Origin of the sequence: Paenibacillus borealis (assembly GCF_000758665.1) — a bacterium.
Taxonomy (GTDB): domain Bacteria; phylum Bacillota; class Bacilli; order Paenibacillales; family Paenibacillaceae; genus Paenibacillus_AQ; species Paenibacillus_AQ borealis.
On the sequence record NZ_CP009285.1, the window covers coordinates 7,716,580 to 7,733,164 of the forward strand.

At 51.3% G+C, this 16,585-nt stretch carries 13 protein-coding genes; 4 read left to right on the forward strand and 9 right to left on the reverse strand.

Annotated features, from left to right (window positions below):
- Window positions 1-153: 153 nt before the first annotated feature.
- The 6 genes from PBOR_RS32820 to cidR all read right to left on the reverse strand — a co-directional run bounded on the left by PBOR_RS32820 (window position 154) and on the right by cidR (window position 7,350).
- The gene (locus PBOR_RS32820; protein ID WP_042218197.1) at window positions 154-2,058 is read right to left on the reverse strand and encodes an ABC transporter ATP-binding protein; all 1,905 of its coding nucleotides are present in this window, start codon (window positions 2,056-2,058) and stop codon (window positions 154-156) included.
- Complete coding sequence (locus PBOR_RS32825) at window positions 2,055-3,815, reverse strand: ABC transporter ATP-binding protein (RefSeq protein ID WP_042218198.1); 1,761 nt, start codon at window positions 3,813-3,815, stop codon at window positions 2,055-2,057. The genes PBOR_RS32820 and PBOR_RS32825 overlap by 4 nt, the downstream gene beginning before the upstream one ends.
- Entirely contained in the window at window positions 3,808-4,194 is a 387-nt protein-coding gene (locus PBOR_RS32830) for a MarR family winged helix-turn-helix transcriptional regulator (RefSeq protein WP_052429745.1), read from the reverse strand. Before PBOR_RS32830 ends, PBOR_RS32825 begins: the two co-directional genes overlap by 8 nt.
- 346 nt (window positions 4,195-4,540) lie before the next feature.
- Window positions 4,541-5,947, reverse strand: a complete 1,407-nt coding sequence (locus PBOR_RS32835; RefSeq protein WP_052429746.1) for a hypothetical protein — start codon at window positions 5,945-5,947, stop codon at window positions 4,541-4,543.
- A gap of 141 nt (window positions 5,948-6,088) precedes the next feature.
- Window positions 6,089-6,373, reverse strand: coding sequence for an aspartyl-phosphate phosphatase Spo0E family protein (locus PBOR_RS38525; RefSeq protein ID WP_042218201.1), 285 nt, complete (start codon window positions 6,371-6,373; stop codon window positions 6,089-6,091).
- An 89-nt stretch (window positions 6,374-6,462) separates the two neighbouring features.
- Window positions 6,463-7,350: a cidABC operon transcriptional activator CidR gene (gene cidR, locus PBOR_RS32845; protein WP_174479838.1), complete on the reverse strand. Its 888-nt coding sequence runs from the start codon at window positions 7,348-7,350 to the stop codon at window positions 6,463-6,465.
- A 111-nt stretch (window positions 7,351-7,461) separates the two neighbouring features.
- Between cidR and PBOR_RS32850 the strand changes: the two genes are divergently transcribed.
- A complete protein-coding gene (locus PBOR_RS32850) occupies window positions 7,462-7,833 on the forward strand; it encodes a CidA/LrgA family protein (protein WP_039305543.1) in 372 nt (123 codons plus the stop codon).
- Window positions 7,830-8,513, forward strand: a complete 684-nt coding sequence (locus tag PBOR_RS32855; protein WP_081972280.1) for a CidB/LrgB family autolysis modulator — start codon at window positions 7,830-7,832, stop codon at window positions 8,511-8,513. Before PBOR_RS32850 ends, PBOR_RS32855 begins: the two co-directional genes overlap by 4 nt.
- Window positions 8,514-8,591: 78 nt before the next feature.
- Here the strand turns inward: PBOR_RS32855 and PBOR_RS32860 are convergent, their stop codons facing one another.
- Together PBOR_RS32860 and PBOR_RS32865 are read right to left on the reverse strand one after the other, a co-directional pair.
- On the reverse strand, window positions 8,592-9,560 hold the full coding sequence (locus PBOR_RS32860) for a Gfo/Idh/MocA family protein (RefSeq protein WP_042218203.1): 969 nt from the start codon (window positions 9,558-9,560) through the stop codon (window positions 8,592-8,594).
- Window positions 9,561-9,610: 50 nt separating this feature from the next.
- Window positions 9,611-11,926 (reverse strand): ATP-dependent DNA helicase, encoded by a 2,316-nt coding sequence (locus tag PBOR_RS32865; RefSeq protein ID WP_042218204.1) that lies wholly within the window; start codon window positions 11,924-11,926, stop codon window positions 9,611-9,613.
- Between the two features lie 249 nt (window positions 11,927-12,175).
- Here PBOR_RS32865 and PBOR_RS32870 point away from each other — a divergent pair, with 249 nt between their 5' ends.
- Complete coding sequence (locus tag PBOR_RS32870; RefSeq protein ID WP_042218205.1) at window positions 12,176-14,068, forward strand: LTA synthase family protein; 1,893 nt, start codon at window positions 12,176-12,178, stop codon at window positions 14,066-14,068.
- 99 nt (window positions 14,069-14,167) lie between these two features.
- Here the strand turns inward: PBOR_RS32870 and PBOR_RS32875 are convergent, their stop codons facing one another.
- Window positions 14,168-14,599 (reverse strand): MarR family winged helix-turn-helix transcriptional regulator, encoded by a 432-nt coding sequence (locus PBOR_RS32875; protein ID WP_052429747.1) that lies wholly within the window; start codon window positions 14,597-14,599, stop codon window positions 14,168-14,170.
- 251 nt (window positions 14,600-14,850) lie between these two features.
- Here PBOR_RS32875 and PBOR_RS32880 point away from each other — a divergent pair, with 251 nt between their 5' ends.
- Window positions 14,851-16,551 (forward strand): methyl-accepting chemotaxis protein, encoded by a 1,701-nt coding sequence (locus PBOR_RS32880; RefSeq protein ID WP_042218207.1) that lies wholly within the window; start codon window positions 14,851-14,853, stop codon window positions 16,549-16,551.
- Window positions 16,552-16,585 lie beyond the last annotated feature (34 nt).

Consider the following 16,585-nt stretch of genomic DNA (forward strand, 5'->3'; position numbering starts at 1 on the left):
AACCCCGGCGTTCACGCAGACTGCCTGCAGTGAACGCCGGGGCTATGAGCAAAGCTGAAGGATACAGCCGATTGTTACAGTACATCTTCACAGTACATTTTAGAGCAGATGTTTGGAGTAAATCTCTACAGTTTACCCGCGGTCCTATGCTGGTTAACCCACGTCCGGCAGATCATCCCCGGAGAACTGGCTGTTGTAGAGGTCGGCGTAGAAGCCGCCTGCTTCGAGCAGCTCCAGATGAGTACCCTTCTCGATCACGCTGCCCTGATTCATGACCAGAATCAGATCCGCATCACGGATGGTGGACAGGCGGTGGGCGATGACGAAGCTGGTTCTGCCGTTCATCAGCGTATTCATAGCCTTCTGAATCTGCACTTCCGTACGGGTATCGACGCTGCTGGTTGCTTCATCCAGGATCAGGATCGATGGATCAGCCAGAATTGCCCGGGCAATGGTAAGCAGCTGCTTTTGCCCTTGGGAGATGTTCGAGGCTTCCTCATTCAGGACCGTGTTATAGCCCAGCGGCAGCGTACGGATGAAGTGGTCGGCATGCGCAGCTTTGGCTGCCCGGACCACATCAGCTTCCGTAGCACCTTCCCGGCCGTAAGCGATATTGTCACGGATGGTGCCGTTGAACAGCCAGGTATCCTGAAGCACCATACCGAATTTGCTGCGCAGCTCGCTGCGCTTCATATTGGTGATATTGACACCATCGATAATAATCTCCCCGCCGCTGATCTCATAGAAGCGCATCAGCAGGTTGATGAGGGTCGTTTTACCGGCTCCGGTCGGACCTACAATTGCAATGGTCTGTCCCGGGCTGACCTCGATATTCATGTCTTCAATGAGAATAGCATCCTCTTTGTAGCCGAATTTCACATGGCGGAACTCCACGGAGCCCTCTTCTGCATCCGCTGGACGTTTCGCAAGTGAAGTCCCCACTTCAGGAATTTCCTCTTCTTCATCCAGCAGTTCAAATACACGTTCGGCCGAAGCGATTGTGGACTGAATAATGTTGGCAATATTGGCTGTCTGCGTAATTGGCATGGTGAACTGGCGCGAATACTGGATGAATGCCTGGATATCACCGACATCAATCGCTTTCTTGGTTACGAAGATCCCGCCGACCACACATACGAGCACATAACCAAGGTTCCCGATAAACATCATCAGCGGCATGATAATCCCGGAGATGAACTGGGATCTCCAGCCGGAATTGTACAGGTCATCATTGATCTTGTTAAAGTCTTTCAGGGAGTTCTTCTCACGTCCGAACGCTTTGATAATACGGTGTCCGGTATACATTTCCTCTACATGGCCATTCAGCTGGCCCAGCGATTTCTGCTGGCCGATGAAATAGGTCTGTGAGCGTTTGGTAATCAGCATAATAACCACGAAGCTAAGCGGCAGGGTTACTATGGTAATTAACGTCAGCCACGGGCTGATGGTCAGCATCATCACTATGACACCGATAATCGTCACAATGGACGTAATAAGCTGGGTCAAGCTCTGCTGCAGGGTAGTGCTGATATTATCCACATCATTGGTCGCGCGGCTTAGGATTTCCCCGTGTGTCCGGGAATCGAAATACTTCAGCGGCAGCCGCTCAAGCTTGCTGTTGATCTGCTCACGCATATCATATACGACCTTCTGTGCCACACCGGCCATTACATACTGCTGTATATAACTGAACAGTGAGCTCAACAGATACAGCGCAGCCAGGAGGATCAGAATATTATTAATATAGCCAAAATCAATCTCTGCCCCCGGCATGCCCATCAGCTTGCCATAGGCGCCTTCAAACAATTTGGTGGTAGCTCTACCCATCACTTTAGGGCTGAAGATACTGAATATGGTACTGGCAATCGCCATCACAAACACAATAATCAGCTGAACCTGGCGCGGACGCAAATACCGGATCAGGCGGCGCAGCGTTCCCTTGAAATCCTTGGCTTTCTCAGCCGGCATTCTCATGCCCGGCCCGCCTGGGCCGCCGCCAAATCCGCCACCGCCCGGTCTGCGGCCCGGCGGCTTCATTCCTTTATTCTGCTCACTCATGCTATTTCCTCCTCTGACAACTGCGAGGATACGATCTCGCGGTACACCTCATTGTTATCCAGCAGCTCGCGGTGCGTGCCCATTCCGACAACCTCACCGTCATCCAGTACGATAATCCGGTCTGCATCCATAACCGTACTGACACGTTGTGCGACAATAAGGACTGTAGATTCTGTAGTCTCCCCCTTAAGGGCAGCACGCAGCTTGGCATCGGTCTTGAAGTCAAGCGCCGAGAAGCTGTCGTCAAACAGATACACTTCCGGTTTCCGTACCAGTGCGCGGGCAATGGACAACCGCTGCTTCTGGCCGCCGGAGACATTGCCTCCGCCCTGGGAAATTTCCGAATTGAAGCCGTCCTTCATGGCCGTTACGAAATCATAGGCCTGGGCCACCTTGGCGGCATGAATGATTTCATCCTCCGTAGCATCTTCTTTCCCGTAACGGATATTCTCGTTAATGGTACCGGTGAACAGCACGGCTTTTTGCGGGATATAACCGATCTTGCTCCGCAGATCCTCCTGCGTCATCTGGCGTACATCCACTCCATCCACGCGGATCGCACCTTCAATAGCATCATAGAATCTTGGAATCATGCTTAGCAGCGTCGATTTACCTGACCCGGTTCCGCCGATAATCGCTGTTATCTCGCCGGGGCGCGCACTGAAGGTAATTCCGGACAGCGCAGGCTGTTCAGCCCCCGGATAAGAAAAGGACACGTTGTCGAATTCCACGAAACCGCGCATACCGTCACGGCCGTCCGCATGGGTAGCTGTAGCCGTAGTCTTCAGGTCTGCAGTAGTCGGATCTGTAATTTCAGGCTGCATATCAAGAACTTCATTGATACGCAGTGCAGAGGCAGACGCTCGTGGAATCAGGACAAACATCATCGAAACCATGATGAGGGAGAACATAATCTGCATCGCATATTGAATGAAGGCCATCAGTGAACCCACCTGCAGATCGCCGTCGCCAATCCGGATTCCACCGTAATACAGAATAGCGATCATGGAGAAGTTCATCACGATCATCATCAGCGGCATCAGTCCGGCCATAACCTTATTCACTTTGATGGCAGTATCCGTCAAATCTGCATTAGCCAGACTAAAACGCTTATTCTCATGCTCAATCCGGTTGAAGGAGCGGATGACGCGGATACCGGTCAAATGCTCACGCAGCACAAGGTTTAATTTATCCAGCTTGATCTGGATTGCTTTAAACAGCGGAAGCCCCTTCATACCAATGAAGAAGATCGCTCCAACCAGCAGCGGAATGACCACTACAAAGATCAGCGAGAGCTTGGCATCCTCAGACACCGCCATAATAATCCCGCCGATCATCATCATCGGAGCACCAACCATCATGCGGAGCATCATAGTCAATACGGTCTGGACCTGTGTAATATCGTTGGTAGTGCGTGTAATTAATGAAGCCGTGCCCAGCTTGTCGAATTCATGCAGCGTGAAGTTCTCGACATGGTTGAACATCCGTGACCGGGTGTTCTTACCGAAACCGGCTGCAACCTTAGCCGACAGATAGCTGGCAATAATGGAGCAGACTGCACCGCCTGCCGCTACCAGCAGCATGAATCCGCCGATTCTCCAGATATAAGGCTGATCGCCATCTACAATCCCCTTATCAATAATGTCACTCATCAGGGTCGGGAGATACAAATCCCCCATAGACTGCAGGAATACGAGAATCAGTACTGCAGCTATTGCTAATCGGAAAGGTCTCAAATGCTTAAGTAATTTAATCAAGTTTCTCATCTCCGTTCATTTGTAACCGGTCTAGATTAGGCGGCGGATTGTCTTTCATGAAGGCATGCACCTTAAGCAGCAGCTCTGCCAGCTGATTAGACTCTTCCTCACCCAAATACTCCACCATTTTGTTAAGTGTGGTATCCATGTGCTTCTTGGCCTTGCGGGTAATAATTTTCCCCTGTTCCGTCAACTTGATGCGTACCACTCTCCGGTCAGAGGCGTCGGCTTGCCGTTCCACCATCTGCTTTGCCTCCAGGCTGTTGATCAGCTGTGTGACCGTGGGCGGAGTCAGCCCCAGAAAGCGGCTGATTTCAGAAACCTTAAGTCCTACGTCGGATGAATGGGACGCCCGTGCAATACATATCAATAAAGTCATCTCACTTGGCTTATGACCCTCCACGGAGTGGTGCAAATGGCCTTTGCGCAACTTCCGGAGTGCGGAGAAAAGCTTGTGTCCGACTGAATTTTCATCTTCACTATTTATCCCAATGTTTCCACCTCTTTTTTCGTTAGGTATACAAATAATTAAATACTATATTAATTAGGCTACCTAATTATATTTTCCGGGCAATGCTTTGTCAATTCTTGAATACGCTATCAATTATTACAGATTGAAGAACGCAGCATGGCGGTATATTGTACTTTTTTTCACATTTACACACACAAACGCTCCCTCGACACGGATGGCCGGGGAGTTATTCTAAGATATCGTAACAATAAGGCTAAATAACGCCAAAACGCGGGCTCTCATGATCGGTGATTTCTTCATGCTGCCTCACTTCCCTTAACAGCTCCCTATAGGCATTCTGCTGGGTGTCGGAGGAGAATTCTCTGTTCAGTTCGAAGAGGGTCACACAATTAATAAAGTCCTTTCCACTATTCAGCCTGACGGTTAAGCGCAGACATTGAATAATATGGTCAATTCCTCTGGAGTACTGTTTACGGGAGATATGATACATTGCTATCTGGTAATAAAGACGGTACACACGGTCTACATTAATCGGGTCCTGGAATTGTTCAAAACGCAGCATCTCCCTGGAAAAGCGTGACAACACCGTGTCCGCAGAGAAGCCGAAGCGGTTGGCCGACTCCAGAATAATGACCATGCCGGATAGAATTTCGCCGGGATGCTCTGCCAAAAAGGCTATATATGCGGAGAGCACTGAAGTATTGCCCATTAATATCTCAAGTGTAAATCCATTGGCGACAGCAAACAGCCGGAAACTATCCACGGCACTGCGCCCTTCATCGTCCAGCAGCTCAAACCATCCCAGATCCGCATAACCGGCAGTGTATTTCTTAGCCCGCTCATATTCACCCTGCTTAGTAAGAGCCGATGCTTTCAACAGATAGCCATGGCCATAATAGACTACCAGCGGGCGCTCAGCCTGGAAAGCTTCCATCCGTTTCCCCTTGCTCCTGCGAAGCTCCTCGCGGTAAATGCCATTGGCTAATGCCCTCAGCTCATCCGCAAACTTCTCTACATCCTTCCAGCGGTGCAGCGCGAAGCATACCTTCGCCAGCTGGAGCAGCCCATCGAGCTGCATGTCCTCGGGGAGCAGACCACGGAACGGTTCAAAGCTGATTACAGCGCGCAGCTTCTGTTCCATATCCACATTAGGAGCAGACTGCAGGGATTTGAAAATACGGTACTGGCTGATGGCCATCCGTTCCGAGTAGCTATCCAGCTCATTGTCTACAATAAGCCTGTAGAACACGACCGATTCCTGCGTTTTGCCGCTGCCGAACAGCCTTTCCGCTACCGTATAGATGATATCCAGCGGTTTAGGATATTCCATAATCCTGCTCAAGACTTCATCGATACACTGCTGCTTGCCAATTTCCGCACACCGGACCAAAAAAGGCTCCACACGGCGGCGGGAAATTCTGTACTCACTAAAACACTCTTCCACGTATAGCGGATACAGCCAGCCCTCAGGGAATCCGAATGCCCGGGTCATCGCATCCAGTTGTCCCAGAGAAATCGGCTTGGGAGGATTCCCATGAAGGATCGCACTAAGACTTCCGCGGTTCAGGCCGGAGATTTTGGCAAAAGAGGCAAGATTATGGCCCGAGCGGGACAGATTTTTCTCAATTTCCGTTCGTATCGTTGTCAGTTTCGCCTCCACCCGGCACCTCCTCAAGGATTCACTTGTAACCCTTCTATTAATTGCCATTATAGGTGATGACTATTGAAAGCACAACAAAACGGCCCCACATTGTGAGACCTCTGTATCCAAACGCTAATTGGAGTTATTGTATAATTTAGACTACTGCTGAAGAGCAGCTTTATTCCGGATCCGCTGGTTTTTGGTGTTCTTGATGTAGGCTCCTGATCCGCTCTTGCGGCTGCGCAGACTCTCCATCATCAGATTCTGGGCCAGTACAATATATCCGTCCAGCCGCTGGCTGAGCTCCAGAACCGCATGATCGCTCAAACTCCGTTCCTGGGCCACCTCAAGCAATTCACTTCTTAAGTTTTCTATAGTAAGGAACAGCTCATCTTCTCTATAATCCCTGCTCTGGCTATCGGGGGAATTCTGGTAAAGGTTCACGGTTACTCACCTTCTCTCTATCAACTTCTCCCTTATCATAAATCATGATGCCAAAAAACATATTTTGAAAAAAAAGAAAAAAATGTCGTTTACAGCTCTCCGAGCACTTTCATCGCGAAAGCGATCCATTCCCGTGCCGCGAAGGACAAATAACGGTCTCTGCGCCAGATCATCCCCAGCTGCCAGGGAATTACAGGCTCGGTCAGAGGGATCACTGCGATCCGTGAACGGTCCATATCCCGGCATATGGTCTCCGGCAGCAGCGCAATGCCCATTCCCGCAGCAACCATCCGGCTGATCAGATCCCACTGCGAGCTCTCGTAGACCACCTTGGGCTGAAAGCCTGCTTTGACACACTCCGAAATAATCCGGTCATGCAGGGCAAAGTCCTCCCGGAACAGCACGAATTCCTCTTCTGCCAGCTCTTTCAGCTGCACTTTCTGTGCCCCGTCCAGACGGTGTCCAGCGGGAACCAGCAGCTGCAGCTTCTCCTCCACAAAGGTGAAGCAGTGAAACTTGGCTCTGTTTACAGGCAATACAATCGCTCCGATATCAAGCAGGCCGGACTCCACATCATCTTCTACCTTTTTGGCGCCGTCTTCATGCAGCCTTATCGTCACCTCCGGATAACGGCGGTGGAATTCCCCGATGACAGCCGGGAAGAAGCTTGCTCCCACCATAGGGGGCAGCCCAATGCGGATATGCCCCTGCTTCAGATTGCGCAGACTGTCCAGCTCCGAGGAGAGGCTCGTGAAGGACTCTACAATATTCTGCGCCTTGACCAGCAGCAGTTCACCGGCATCCGTCAGACGGATGCTTTTGCCCTCCCGGTAAAAAAGATCCGCCCCCAGTTCAATCTCCAGATTGCGGATCATCTTGCTGATCGTGGGCTGGGTAATGTACAGCGATTCCGCCGCCCTGGAGAAGCTGTTCAGCCTGGCCGCCTGCACGAAATAATCCAGCTGTCTGATGTCCATAACGATAACCCCCATATATAGATGAAAAGAATGTGAGATATTCAATCTATTCATTGTACCTATGAAAGAAAAAGATGTAAACTTTCAGTAAGATGAAAGGAGGTAATCGATATGAAAAAGATTGCCTTAGGCTTACTACAGGTCGCGGGACTTACCGTCTTCTCCCTGCTCGTTAATACGTTGACTTCATTTCTGCATATTCCGCTTCCCGGAAGCATTATCGGGATGATTCTTTTATTTCTGCTGCTGGAGTCCGGTGTGATCCGGCTGAACTGGGTGGAGGTTGGCGCTTCGTGGCTGCTTGCCGAGCTGCTGCTGTTCTTCATTCCTTCGGCTATAGGTGTCATGAAATATTCGAAGCTGCTGGAGGCAGACGGTCTGCAGGTGCTGGCGGTTGTGCTCGTGGGTACTTTTGCTGTAATGGCCGGCTCCGGGGTACTTACTGGTGCTATTTATAGAATAAAGGAGCGCAGAAGCTCATGATAACCGGCTTATTATTTCTTGGACTTACAATCGCTGTCTACCTCCTGGCCAAACGCGTCTATGCTTCCAGCGGCAAAATGTACACTTCTCCGCTGATTATTACGCCGCTGCTGATCATCGCCTTCCTGCTGATGACGGGCAGCTCTTATGAATCTTACAATGCGGGAGGCAAATGGCTATCGGACCTGCTTCAACCGGCGACCATCGCCTTTGCAATCCCACTCCATAAAAACTTCAAGGTACTCAAAAAGCACGCCGCCGAAATTGCGGCAGGCGTGCTGTCAGGAACGGTTATTGCCGTGATCTCTTCCATGCTGCTGGCCAAATGGCTGCATCTCAGCGGTGATCTGGCAACCAGTCTGGTGCCTCGCTCGGTGACCACACCGATCGCCATGAGCATCTCGCAAAGCATCGGCGGTGTTCCCAGCATTACAGCGGTCTTCGTGATTCTGACCGGTATACTGGGAACGATGATGGGACCGTCCGTGCTCCGCCTTTTCCGCATTGACAATGAAATTGCGCGCGGGGTATCGCTGGGAACCGCAGCGCATGGTACAGGCACGTCCAAAGCCTTCGAGCTGAGTTCGCTGACCGGCACCATCTCCAGTATCGCGATGATTCTGACGGCGCTGTTCTCTATCGGGCTTGCGCCGGCACTGCTCGCGGTTTTCCTCCACTAGGCCGTCCCGGCTTGGGCCATAGACCGGCAGCATAAGGCGAAAGCCATGTTGCCGGTCTTTTTTCTACAGCCTGCAAGCCTACAGCTTCACCGGCAATCCGCTCTGTGCGGAGTCATAAGCTGCGCAGGTCACCTTCAAGGTCTTATATCCGTCCTCATAATCGCTGAGAATGCGGGAACGGTCTCCGGTCCGCACAGCATACAGGAAAGCTTCGCTCTCCACCGCGTAAGGATTACCTGTGTTCTTGAATTCCTTGCTGTCCCCGCTGCGGACTTCCAGCAGACGTTCCGGGTTCCAGTCCAGCATTCCGTTATCGTTATAGAAGCTGATGCCCGCTTTGCCTACTTCGCCGGGCAGCACGCAGGTGTTGGAGATACTGGCAATAATGCCGCTTTCGAGCTTCAGGGATACTGTACCCACATCAGACACGGTCACTCCTTCATGCTTCTCATGCATGATCCGGTTGCCGAACATACCATAGACTTCTGTTACCTCACCAGCCAGATAACGCAGCAGGTCAACGATATGGGTCGTCTGCTCCGTAAATTGTCCGCCGGACTGTTCCTGGTTGCGCCACCAGGCCACCCCCGGCATACCGCCCATCCATTCTCCGACGATCATCCCTACCTTGTCCGAGCTTAGCGATTGCTTCAGCCGCTGGATGTTCTCCTGATACCGGAAATGATAGCCGACGGAAGTCAGCAGCTGATGCTCCTTAATATCCTGCAGCAGGCTGGCCGGAATTTCCGTGCTTGAGCCCAGCGGCTTCTCGATAAAGAAGGGGATATCTCTTCGGATCAGCGCCCGTTCAATTGCCCCGTGTGACTGTGGGGGCACACAGATATAGACGGCATCCAGCTTGTGCGCATCCAGCATCTCGATAATATCCCCGTAGCCCTCGGCTCCGTAAGGACGGGCCATGTCCTCACCCTTTTGCTTACTGCTGCCGCAGACCGCCTTCAGTGATACATCCTCCATCCCTGCCAGCAAATCTGCATGCACCTTGGAGAACCACCCTGTTCCGACTATTCCGATATTAAGCGTCATGTCATTACCTCCTGTTGTCTAATGAATGCCTTTTCAACGATTATACCCGCTTATGCCATGACAAAGTAGTCCCGCCACTCCTCAGGGAGCAGCTGCCGGTAAGAATTCTGCAGAAAGCGGTCATCCGCCAGCACAATAGTGCCGCTGTCGTTCTCGCTGCGGATCAGCCGCCCTCCAGCCTGCTGCACCTTGCACATGCCCGGGTAGACATAGGCATAATCGAACCCGTTCTTGCCCTGCGACTGAAAGTAGCTCCGCAGCAGATTGCGTTCCAGCCCCACCTGCGGCAGGCCGACACCTACCACCATCACACCATTCAGCCGGTCACCAGGCAAATCCACCCCTTCGGAGAAAATCCCGCCCAGCACAGCAAAGCCGAGCAGAGTATCCGGATTGTCCGGGCGGAACGCCGCAAGGAAGTTCTCCCGCTCAGTCTCGCTCATGCCGCTGCCCTGCAGAAGGGTAGTGACCTCCGGGTATTTCTCAGTGAACACTTCATATACATTCTTCAAATATAGATAAGAGGGAAAGAATACAAGGTAATTGCCCTTCCTCGAGACCATCCCTTGGAGTGCATCGCTAAGGGGCTGTAAAGAGGCCTCCCTGTCATGGTAGCGGGTGGATACCGGAAGCACAGATACCTGCCACTGCTCTTTATGAAAAGGCGAGGACAGGCTCAGGCTGTAGTCCTCCTCCCCTGCGCCGATCATATCCCTGTAATACGAGAGCGGCGCAAGTGTCGCTGAGAACAGGATCTGGCTGCGGAAGCTCTTAGCCATTTGCTGCAGCAAATGTGAAGGATCGAGATTGAACAGCTTCAGGTACACATCACCGCTGCGCACTTCCGCATAGGTAATGTAGCGCTCATCATAGGTCTTGAACGTACGCAGCATTCCCTGTACCGCATAGAACGTATCCAGCAGGCTGCCGGCTTCCCCCTCCTCCGCCGCCGGAGTGATCAAGGAAGAAGGCTGGAGCAGCTCCAGCTCGGCTTCAGCAGCGAATAGCTCCAGCAGCTCCGGCAGCTCCCCGGGATACTCGCTCCACTCCCCGGCCCCCTTATCGCCACAGCTCTTACGCAGCGCGATGAAGAAGGCATTTACGGCCTTCGCGGCGCTGCTTAGCCGCGGATAGGCCGTTTTGTACTGCCGCTGAAGCGCCAGGAACGGCGCCTTGGTAAGCGAGGCAGAATACATCTCGCGTCCCCGGTCCACCAGATTATGCGCTTCATCTACGAGCAGCGCTGTCTTTTTCTTCCGCTCCTCGGACATCCGTTTCAGGCTGATCCGGGGATCATAGACATAATTATAATCGCAAATGACAACATCGCAGGCGTAGGCGGCATCGAGGGAGAATTCAAACGGGCATACCTCATGCTTCCGGGCATAACCGGCAATTGTCTCGCGCGTCATCAGCGTTTCGTGCTCCAGCATATCAATCATGGCGGCATTGATCCGGTCATAGTAGCCTTCGGCAAAGGGGCAGGCGTCGGCGCCGCAGATTCCTTCCTCACGGAAGCAAGCCTTCTCCTTCGCCGTAAGCGCAATTACATGCAGATGCAGCCCCTGGCTGTTCAGCATTATCACCGCCTCCTGTGCCGCAATCCGTGTAACCGTCTTGGCCGTCAGATAAAAGATGCCGGATATCTTGTCCTCACCAAGCGCTTTGACCGCAGGAAACAGGGTGGACATCGTTTTGCCGATGCCTGTAGGTGCCTGGGCGAAGAGATTGGCCCCCTCTGCAATCGAAGTATAGACAGCGGCAGCGAAATGACGCTGGCCGGGCCGGTAAGCCGGGAACGGAAAAGACAGGCTATGGATGCTCTCCTCCCTCTTTGCCTTGTAGCGGACCATCATCTCGGCATAAGGCGCATACCTGGCTACCGTCTCTTCAGCGAAGGCCGTCAGCGCTTCGCGGGTCATTCCCCTGTACAGGCTGTATTGCTCCCCGCTTCCCCGCTGCACATAGGTTAGCTTAACCTGTATTGCAGGGAGATCCAGATCTTGTGTAAGGATGTAGGCGTACATGAAAGCCTGCGCCCAGTGTACCTCCCGTCCCTCCAGGGAGGAATCCGGCGTTCCTGACATGGATTTGATCTCCTCCACGGTCAGGCTGCCGTCCCCGGCAGCAAGCAGGCCGTCGCAGCGCCCGTCGATGATGAACAGCAGATTCCCGCGGGGAATCTCCGTTTTCAAATAAACCTCCTTGCGGTCCCCTTCCTTATATTGCTTCTGAATTAGCTGATGGCTGCGCGTACCCTCCACCATGGCTGCGCCGCTGCGGAATCCCGGCTCCAGACTGCCGCTGCTGAAGGCATACTCCACCAGTGCTCTCACGGATAGAGCGATTTCTGCATAACTCAACATGCATCACCTCCATTACTTCCCGGTACATTCTTCTGGCTCAGACGTCATTTTCGTCCTTTATCACTTATATAACCCTGCCTGAGGGCATTCCCCGCCCTTTGATTCATTCAGGATTGATTTTACGCTCTCCCCAAGGGGGATACGGCTATTTCTGATTTTTGACATTCCTTCCCTGGCGCTGCATAATAGGCTTTATTGATAATGGTATTCTTTTGTCCTCATGCTGCTGTTTCCTCCCAGCCGGGAAACATGTTTATTCTTAAGAAAGAAGGCGAAGCTGTGTCATCCGTAACGATAAAACGATGGTTGCTCAAGCCATTTGTGTTCTTCTCGATTATTTTCGTCCTTAAAAGCCTTTTAGCCTGGGGTGTCATTTTTGAAGACACGCAATTCTGGAAATCTGTACTGACTGAAATCCCTTTTGTCTGGGCACTATTCTTCCTGATTGAGCGTTTTGCTTCCAAACGGAAACTCGGATATTACATGACGGTTAATCTGCTGGTTACCGCCATCTTTTTTGCCGCTATTATGTATTTCAAATATTACGGGGTTATTGTCACTTACCATGCGGCCGAGCAGGTGAACCAGGTCACTGCGGTGCGCAACAGCGTATTCTCACTCATGGACCCTTATTATCTGCTGATCTTCACCGACATTATCGTCCTTGGCTTCTACTTCTTCATTAACAAGAACGGACGCAATTACAAGAAGGATAAAATTAACCGCCATAACGGAAGAATGCTGCATGTCGTGCTGTTCGCAGTTTCGCTCGGCCTCTGCCTGTTCAATATTCTTCCCAACAAAGCAAGTATGAACGAAATTAAGAAGGCTCAGGAAATGGGTATCCTTAATTATGAAGCATACACTATCTTTGCTCAAGATAAACCAGAGCTTGTGGAGGCCAGCGAGATTACGCAGGATACCATAAACCAGCTCAAAGGAATTGATGCTTCGGCGGTCTCCCCGTATGCCGGGGCTGCCAAGGGCAAGAATCTGATTATCATTCAGTTGGAATCCTTCCAGAACTTCCTGCTCGGTCTGAAGGTAGACGGCCAGGAAGTCACACCTAATCTGAACCGCCTGATGGAGGACAGCCTGTATTTCAACAACTTCTATCAAATGGTCGGCCAGGGCAACACTTCAGATGCAGAATTCGTAGTCAATTCATCCTTCTACATTCCTCCGCAGGGCGCAGCTACAATGTCTTATGTGGATAAGGAAGTGCCAAGTCTGCCTCGTCTGCTGCAGGCCAGCGGGTACCAGACAGCCACCTTCCATACCAATGATGTGGAATTCTGGAACCGCGGCGAGCTGTACAGCTCACTGGGCTGGGATCATTATTACGATCACAAATTCTTCGGGGACGAAGATACCTTCTTCTTCGGCGCCTCCGATGAAGTGCTCTACCGCAAAACTTCAGAGAAGCTGAAGGAAATGAACGATGAGGGACAGCCGTTCTACGCACAGGTGATTTCAATGTCTGCCCACCATCCGTTCACCATCCCTGCAGAAAAGTATAAAATGAAGCTGCCTGAACGTTATGAAGGTACTTTCGTTGGAGATTATATCCGCTCACAGAATTATGCTGACTATGCCTTCGGACAATTCGTCGATGAACTGAAGGCGAACGGATTATGGGATAACAGCCTGATTATGGTCTATGGAGACCATATGGGACTGCCAATCTACTCGCTCGATCATGACGACAAGGAATTAATGAAGGAAATCTATGGTTATGATTACGCCTATGCAAACATGCTCAATATTCCGCTGCTCATTCACGGCCAGCAATTAGCGCCACAGACACTTGAGCAGGTGGGCGGAGAAGTGGATATTATGCCTACTGCGGCCAGCCTGCTGGGCGTATCGATGGATAACAATATTCATTTCGGCCAGGATTTGCTCAGCCAGTCTTACAATTTGCTGCCTCAGCGGTATTACCTGCCTACCGGCTCATTTATTGCCAGCTCCGGGCTGCTCATTCCCGGCAACAGCTTTGAAGATAATACACAGTATCTGCTTGCGAATGGCGGCCATACGCCTGCCGGCACAGAGGATGAATACACCCGTGCCTTAAGGCTGCGCCAGTTATCGGACAGCTATGTCACACAGCTGCCGGACAAAGCGCCTGCTGAAGAATAGTTCTGAGCTTGTATAGAACAATCAGAAATAAGCCAGCCTCCCGAAATTAGGGTGCTGGCTTATTTTATATACATCATGCGCTAGTACGACAGTGCAATGTTATCGTTCCTGCTTCTCAAGCAGCAAATAATAGTGTGCGAATTTCTCCAGCTCTTCCGGCTCAAGTATGGATAAATGCTCCTCCAGCAGCAGCATCGACCGGTGTTGCGCTTCCTCAAGAACCCCTTGTCCCTTGCCCGTAATCGTCACGATTACCGCCCGGCGGTCGTTCTCGTCGGGAACGCGTGCTATCAGCTCCAGCAGTTCCAGACGGTCCAGCATTACCGTGACCGCACTGGATTTCACCTCCAGCTTATCGGCCAGTTGAATGACCCGCGCCTGTTTCTCCTGCGAAATCATATGCAGCAGTCCGAATTGCGGTACAGTTAATCCGATTTCCTTATGCAGAGACATCTGCGACATTATTTTGCGCTGCACCTTCCACATGGATAATCCCACACGTTCGATCAACGGATTGATATCATGCGTCATCCCTTCAGCTCCCAGTCCGTTTGTTCTATTGCAAGCGTACCATTATCTTAGCTATAGATTCAATGCTTTTCGTTTACACAAATCATCATTCTCCGACACAAAAATACTTTATTCTGGCTGATGCCTAGGCAGCAGCGATGCGCTATAATCGTAGCAGTGATGAGTAGAAACGGCTTTACCTTCCCTTTTCAGAATGGTATCGTACTAAAAATCACTTAATATACTTAGAGTCAGGGCTGGTGATCATTTTTATGAAATTGGCAACAAAATTAACTTGGATGATGCTGATTGTACTGCTTGTGGTGGGATCATCCATTGGTTTCTTCGGTTATAATGCTGCTTATAAGCAAATCGATGAAGCCGCAGGGATTGAACTGGTAGGCTGTGCCAATATAACTACCGGCCTTATCGATCCCGCCGATATAGCAGCTCTGGCTGCAGGCGATACGAGCAAGTTAAGTGCCATTGAAGACCGCATAGGCTGGATTAATGAACACAAGCCTATTTTTAAGGAAGCGTTCATCCTCTCGCTGGACGGCAAGGTGCTGGCCGCTGACGCACGGTTCAAAGAACGAGGATATAAAGCAGGAGATCCCTTCTATTTCTCCGATGAAGATAAAGAAATGATTACCACCATGAAGCATTCCGCATACTCCAAAGTATATACATATCAAGGAACCTCGCTTAAAACCGGCTACGGCCCCATTTATCAGGACCATGACCCTACCAAACCAATCATTGCTTTAATGGCAATTAGCTTTGACGGCCCACTGATTCAGACACGGACGATGGAAATTATTACTCAACCCTTCATTATCGGGGGTTCGATTCTGATTGTGGCCATTATTGCCGCATATCTGATGATCCGCCGTATGGTAAGCCCGCTCACCAAACTGTCCGCTTCCGTCAACACCGTAGCCAAAGGTGATCTTAGCCGGGAACCGATGACCTTCAAGAGCAAGGATGAAATCGGCCAACTGGCCCGCGACTTCAATGATATGACACTGAATTTACGCAATTTGATTACACAGGTTAATGATACCTCCATGCTGGTCGCCTCTTCCTCCCAGGAGCTCTCTGCAAGCGCACAGGAGACCAACCGCGCCGGGGAACACAGCGTCAATGTTACCATCGACTTGGCAGACGGCGCACATACCCAATTACAGAATCTCGAAGGCAGCTACAAAGCCGTACAGGAAATGTCGCATTTCATTACCGAAATCGCCGACAATGCGGACAGCGCCATGAATAACGCTGCCCTCAATGCCCAGAAAGCCCGTACAGGCCGTGAGTCTATGGATTCAACCACGTCACAGATGGCGATTGTGAGCGGTAGTATTTCCGATCTCTCTGGCATTATTCAGACGCTTGGCAGCCATTCTAAGGAGATTGAGAATATTGTCGGCACTATTGCCAGTATTGCCGAAGAGACGAATCTGTTATCCCTGAATGCGGCAATCGAAGCTGCACGTGCCGGGGAAGAAGGCCGGGGATTCGCCGTGGTTGCGGGCTCCGTACGCAAGCTGGCAGAACGTTCAGCGAAGTCTGCCGGCCAGATTGGTGAACTGGTCAGTCTGATTGTGAATCAGATGGACAAAGCCGGAGAGACCATGAAACGTTCCACAGAAGAGATGCACCAAGGCAAAGAGATGATCATCGCTGCCGGACATTCCTTCTCCGAGATCGAGACCTCCGTATCCGATATGTCTTCGCAGAGCCAGCAGATCTCGGCAACGGTCCGGGAGCTCGCGCTGATCTCCGATGGCCTTGTAACCGCGATTCAGAAGATTGTAGCCGTCTCTAACCAGACAGCTGAAGGTGCAGAAACCTTATCAGCCTCTTCGCAGGAACAGCTTGCCGCCATGGAGGAAGTGGAATCTTCCGCTGCCTTCCTCTCGTCCCTCGCCGAGAAGCTGCAGGTATTGGTCGAGAACTTTAAAATAGCCCCATAAAGCGCAGCCTGGTCTTGATGATTACTCAGGTGCT

Bases quoted from the DNA above. Each gene is read 5' to 3' on its own strand.
- PBOR_RS32875 (WP_052429747.1), bottom strand. From the start codon at position 14,599: ATGACGCATGATATCAATCCGTTGATCGAACGTGTGGGATTATCCATG.
- PBOR_RS32855 (WP_081972280.1), top strand. From the start codon at position 7,830: ATGATAACCGGCTTATTATTTCTTGGACTTACAATCGCTGTCTACCTC.
- PBOR_RS32850 (WP_039305543.1), top strand. From the start codon at position 7,462: ATGAAAAAGATTGCCTTAGGCTTACTACAGGTCGCGGGACTTACCGTC.
- PBOR_RS32860 (WP_042218203.1), bottom strand. From the start codon at position 9,560: ATGACGCTTAATATCGGAATAGTCGGAACAGGGTGGTTCTCCAAGGTG.
- PBOR_RS32820 (WP_042218197.1), bottom strand. From the start codon at position 2,058: ATGAGTGAGCAGAATAAAGGAATGAAGCCGCCGGGCCGCAGACCGGGC.
- PBOR_RS32830 (WP_052429745.1), bottom strand. From the start codon at position 4,194: ATGACTTTATTGATATGTATTGCACGGGCGTCCCATTCATCCGACGTA.
- PBOR_RS32870 (WP_042218205.1), top strand. From the start codon at position 12,176: ATGTTTATTCTTAAGAAAGAAGGCGAAGCTGTGTCATCCGTAACGATA.
- PBOR_RS32865 (WP_042218204.1), bottom strand. From the start codon at position 11,926: ATGTTGAGTTATGCAGAAATCGCTCTATCCGTGAGAGCACTGGTGGAG.
- PBOR_RS32880 (WP_042218207.1), top strand. From the start codon at position 14,851: ATGAAATTGGCAACAAAATTAACTTGGATGATGCTGATTGTACTGCTT.
- cidR (WP_174479838.1), bottom strand. From the start codon at position 7,350: ATGGACATCAGACAGCTGGATTATTTCGTGCAGGCGGCCAGGCTGAAC.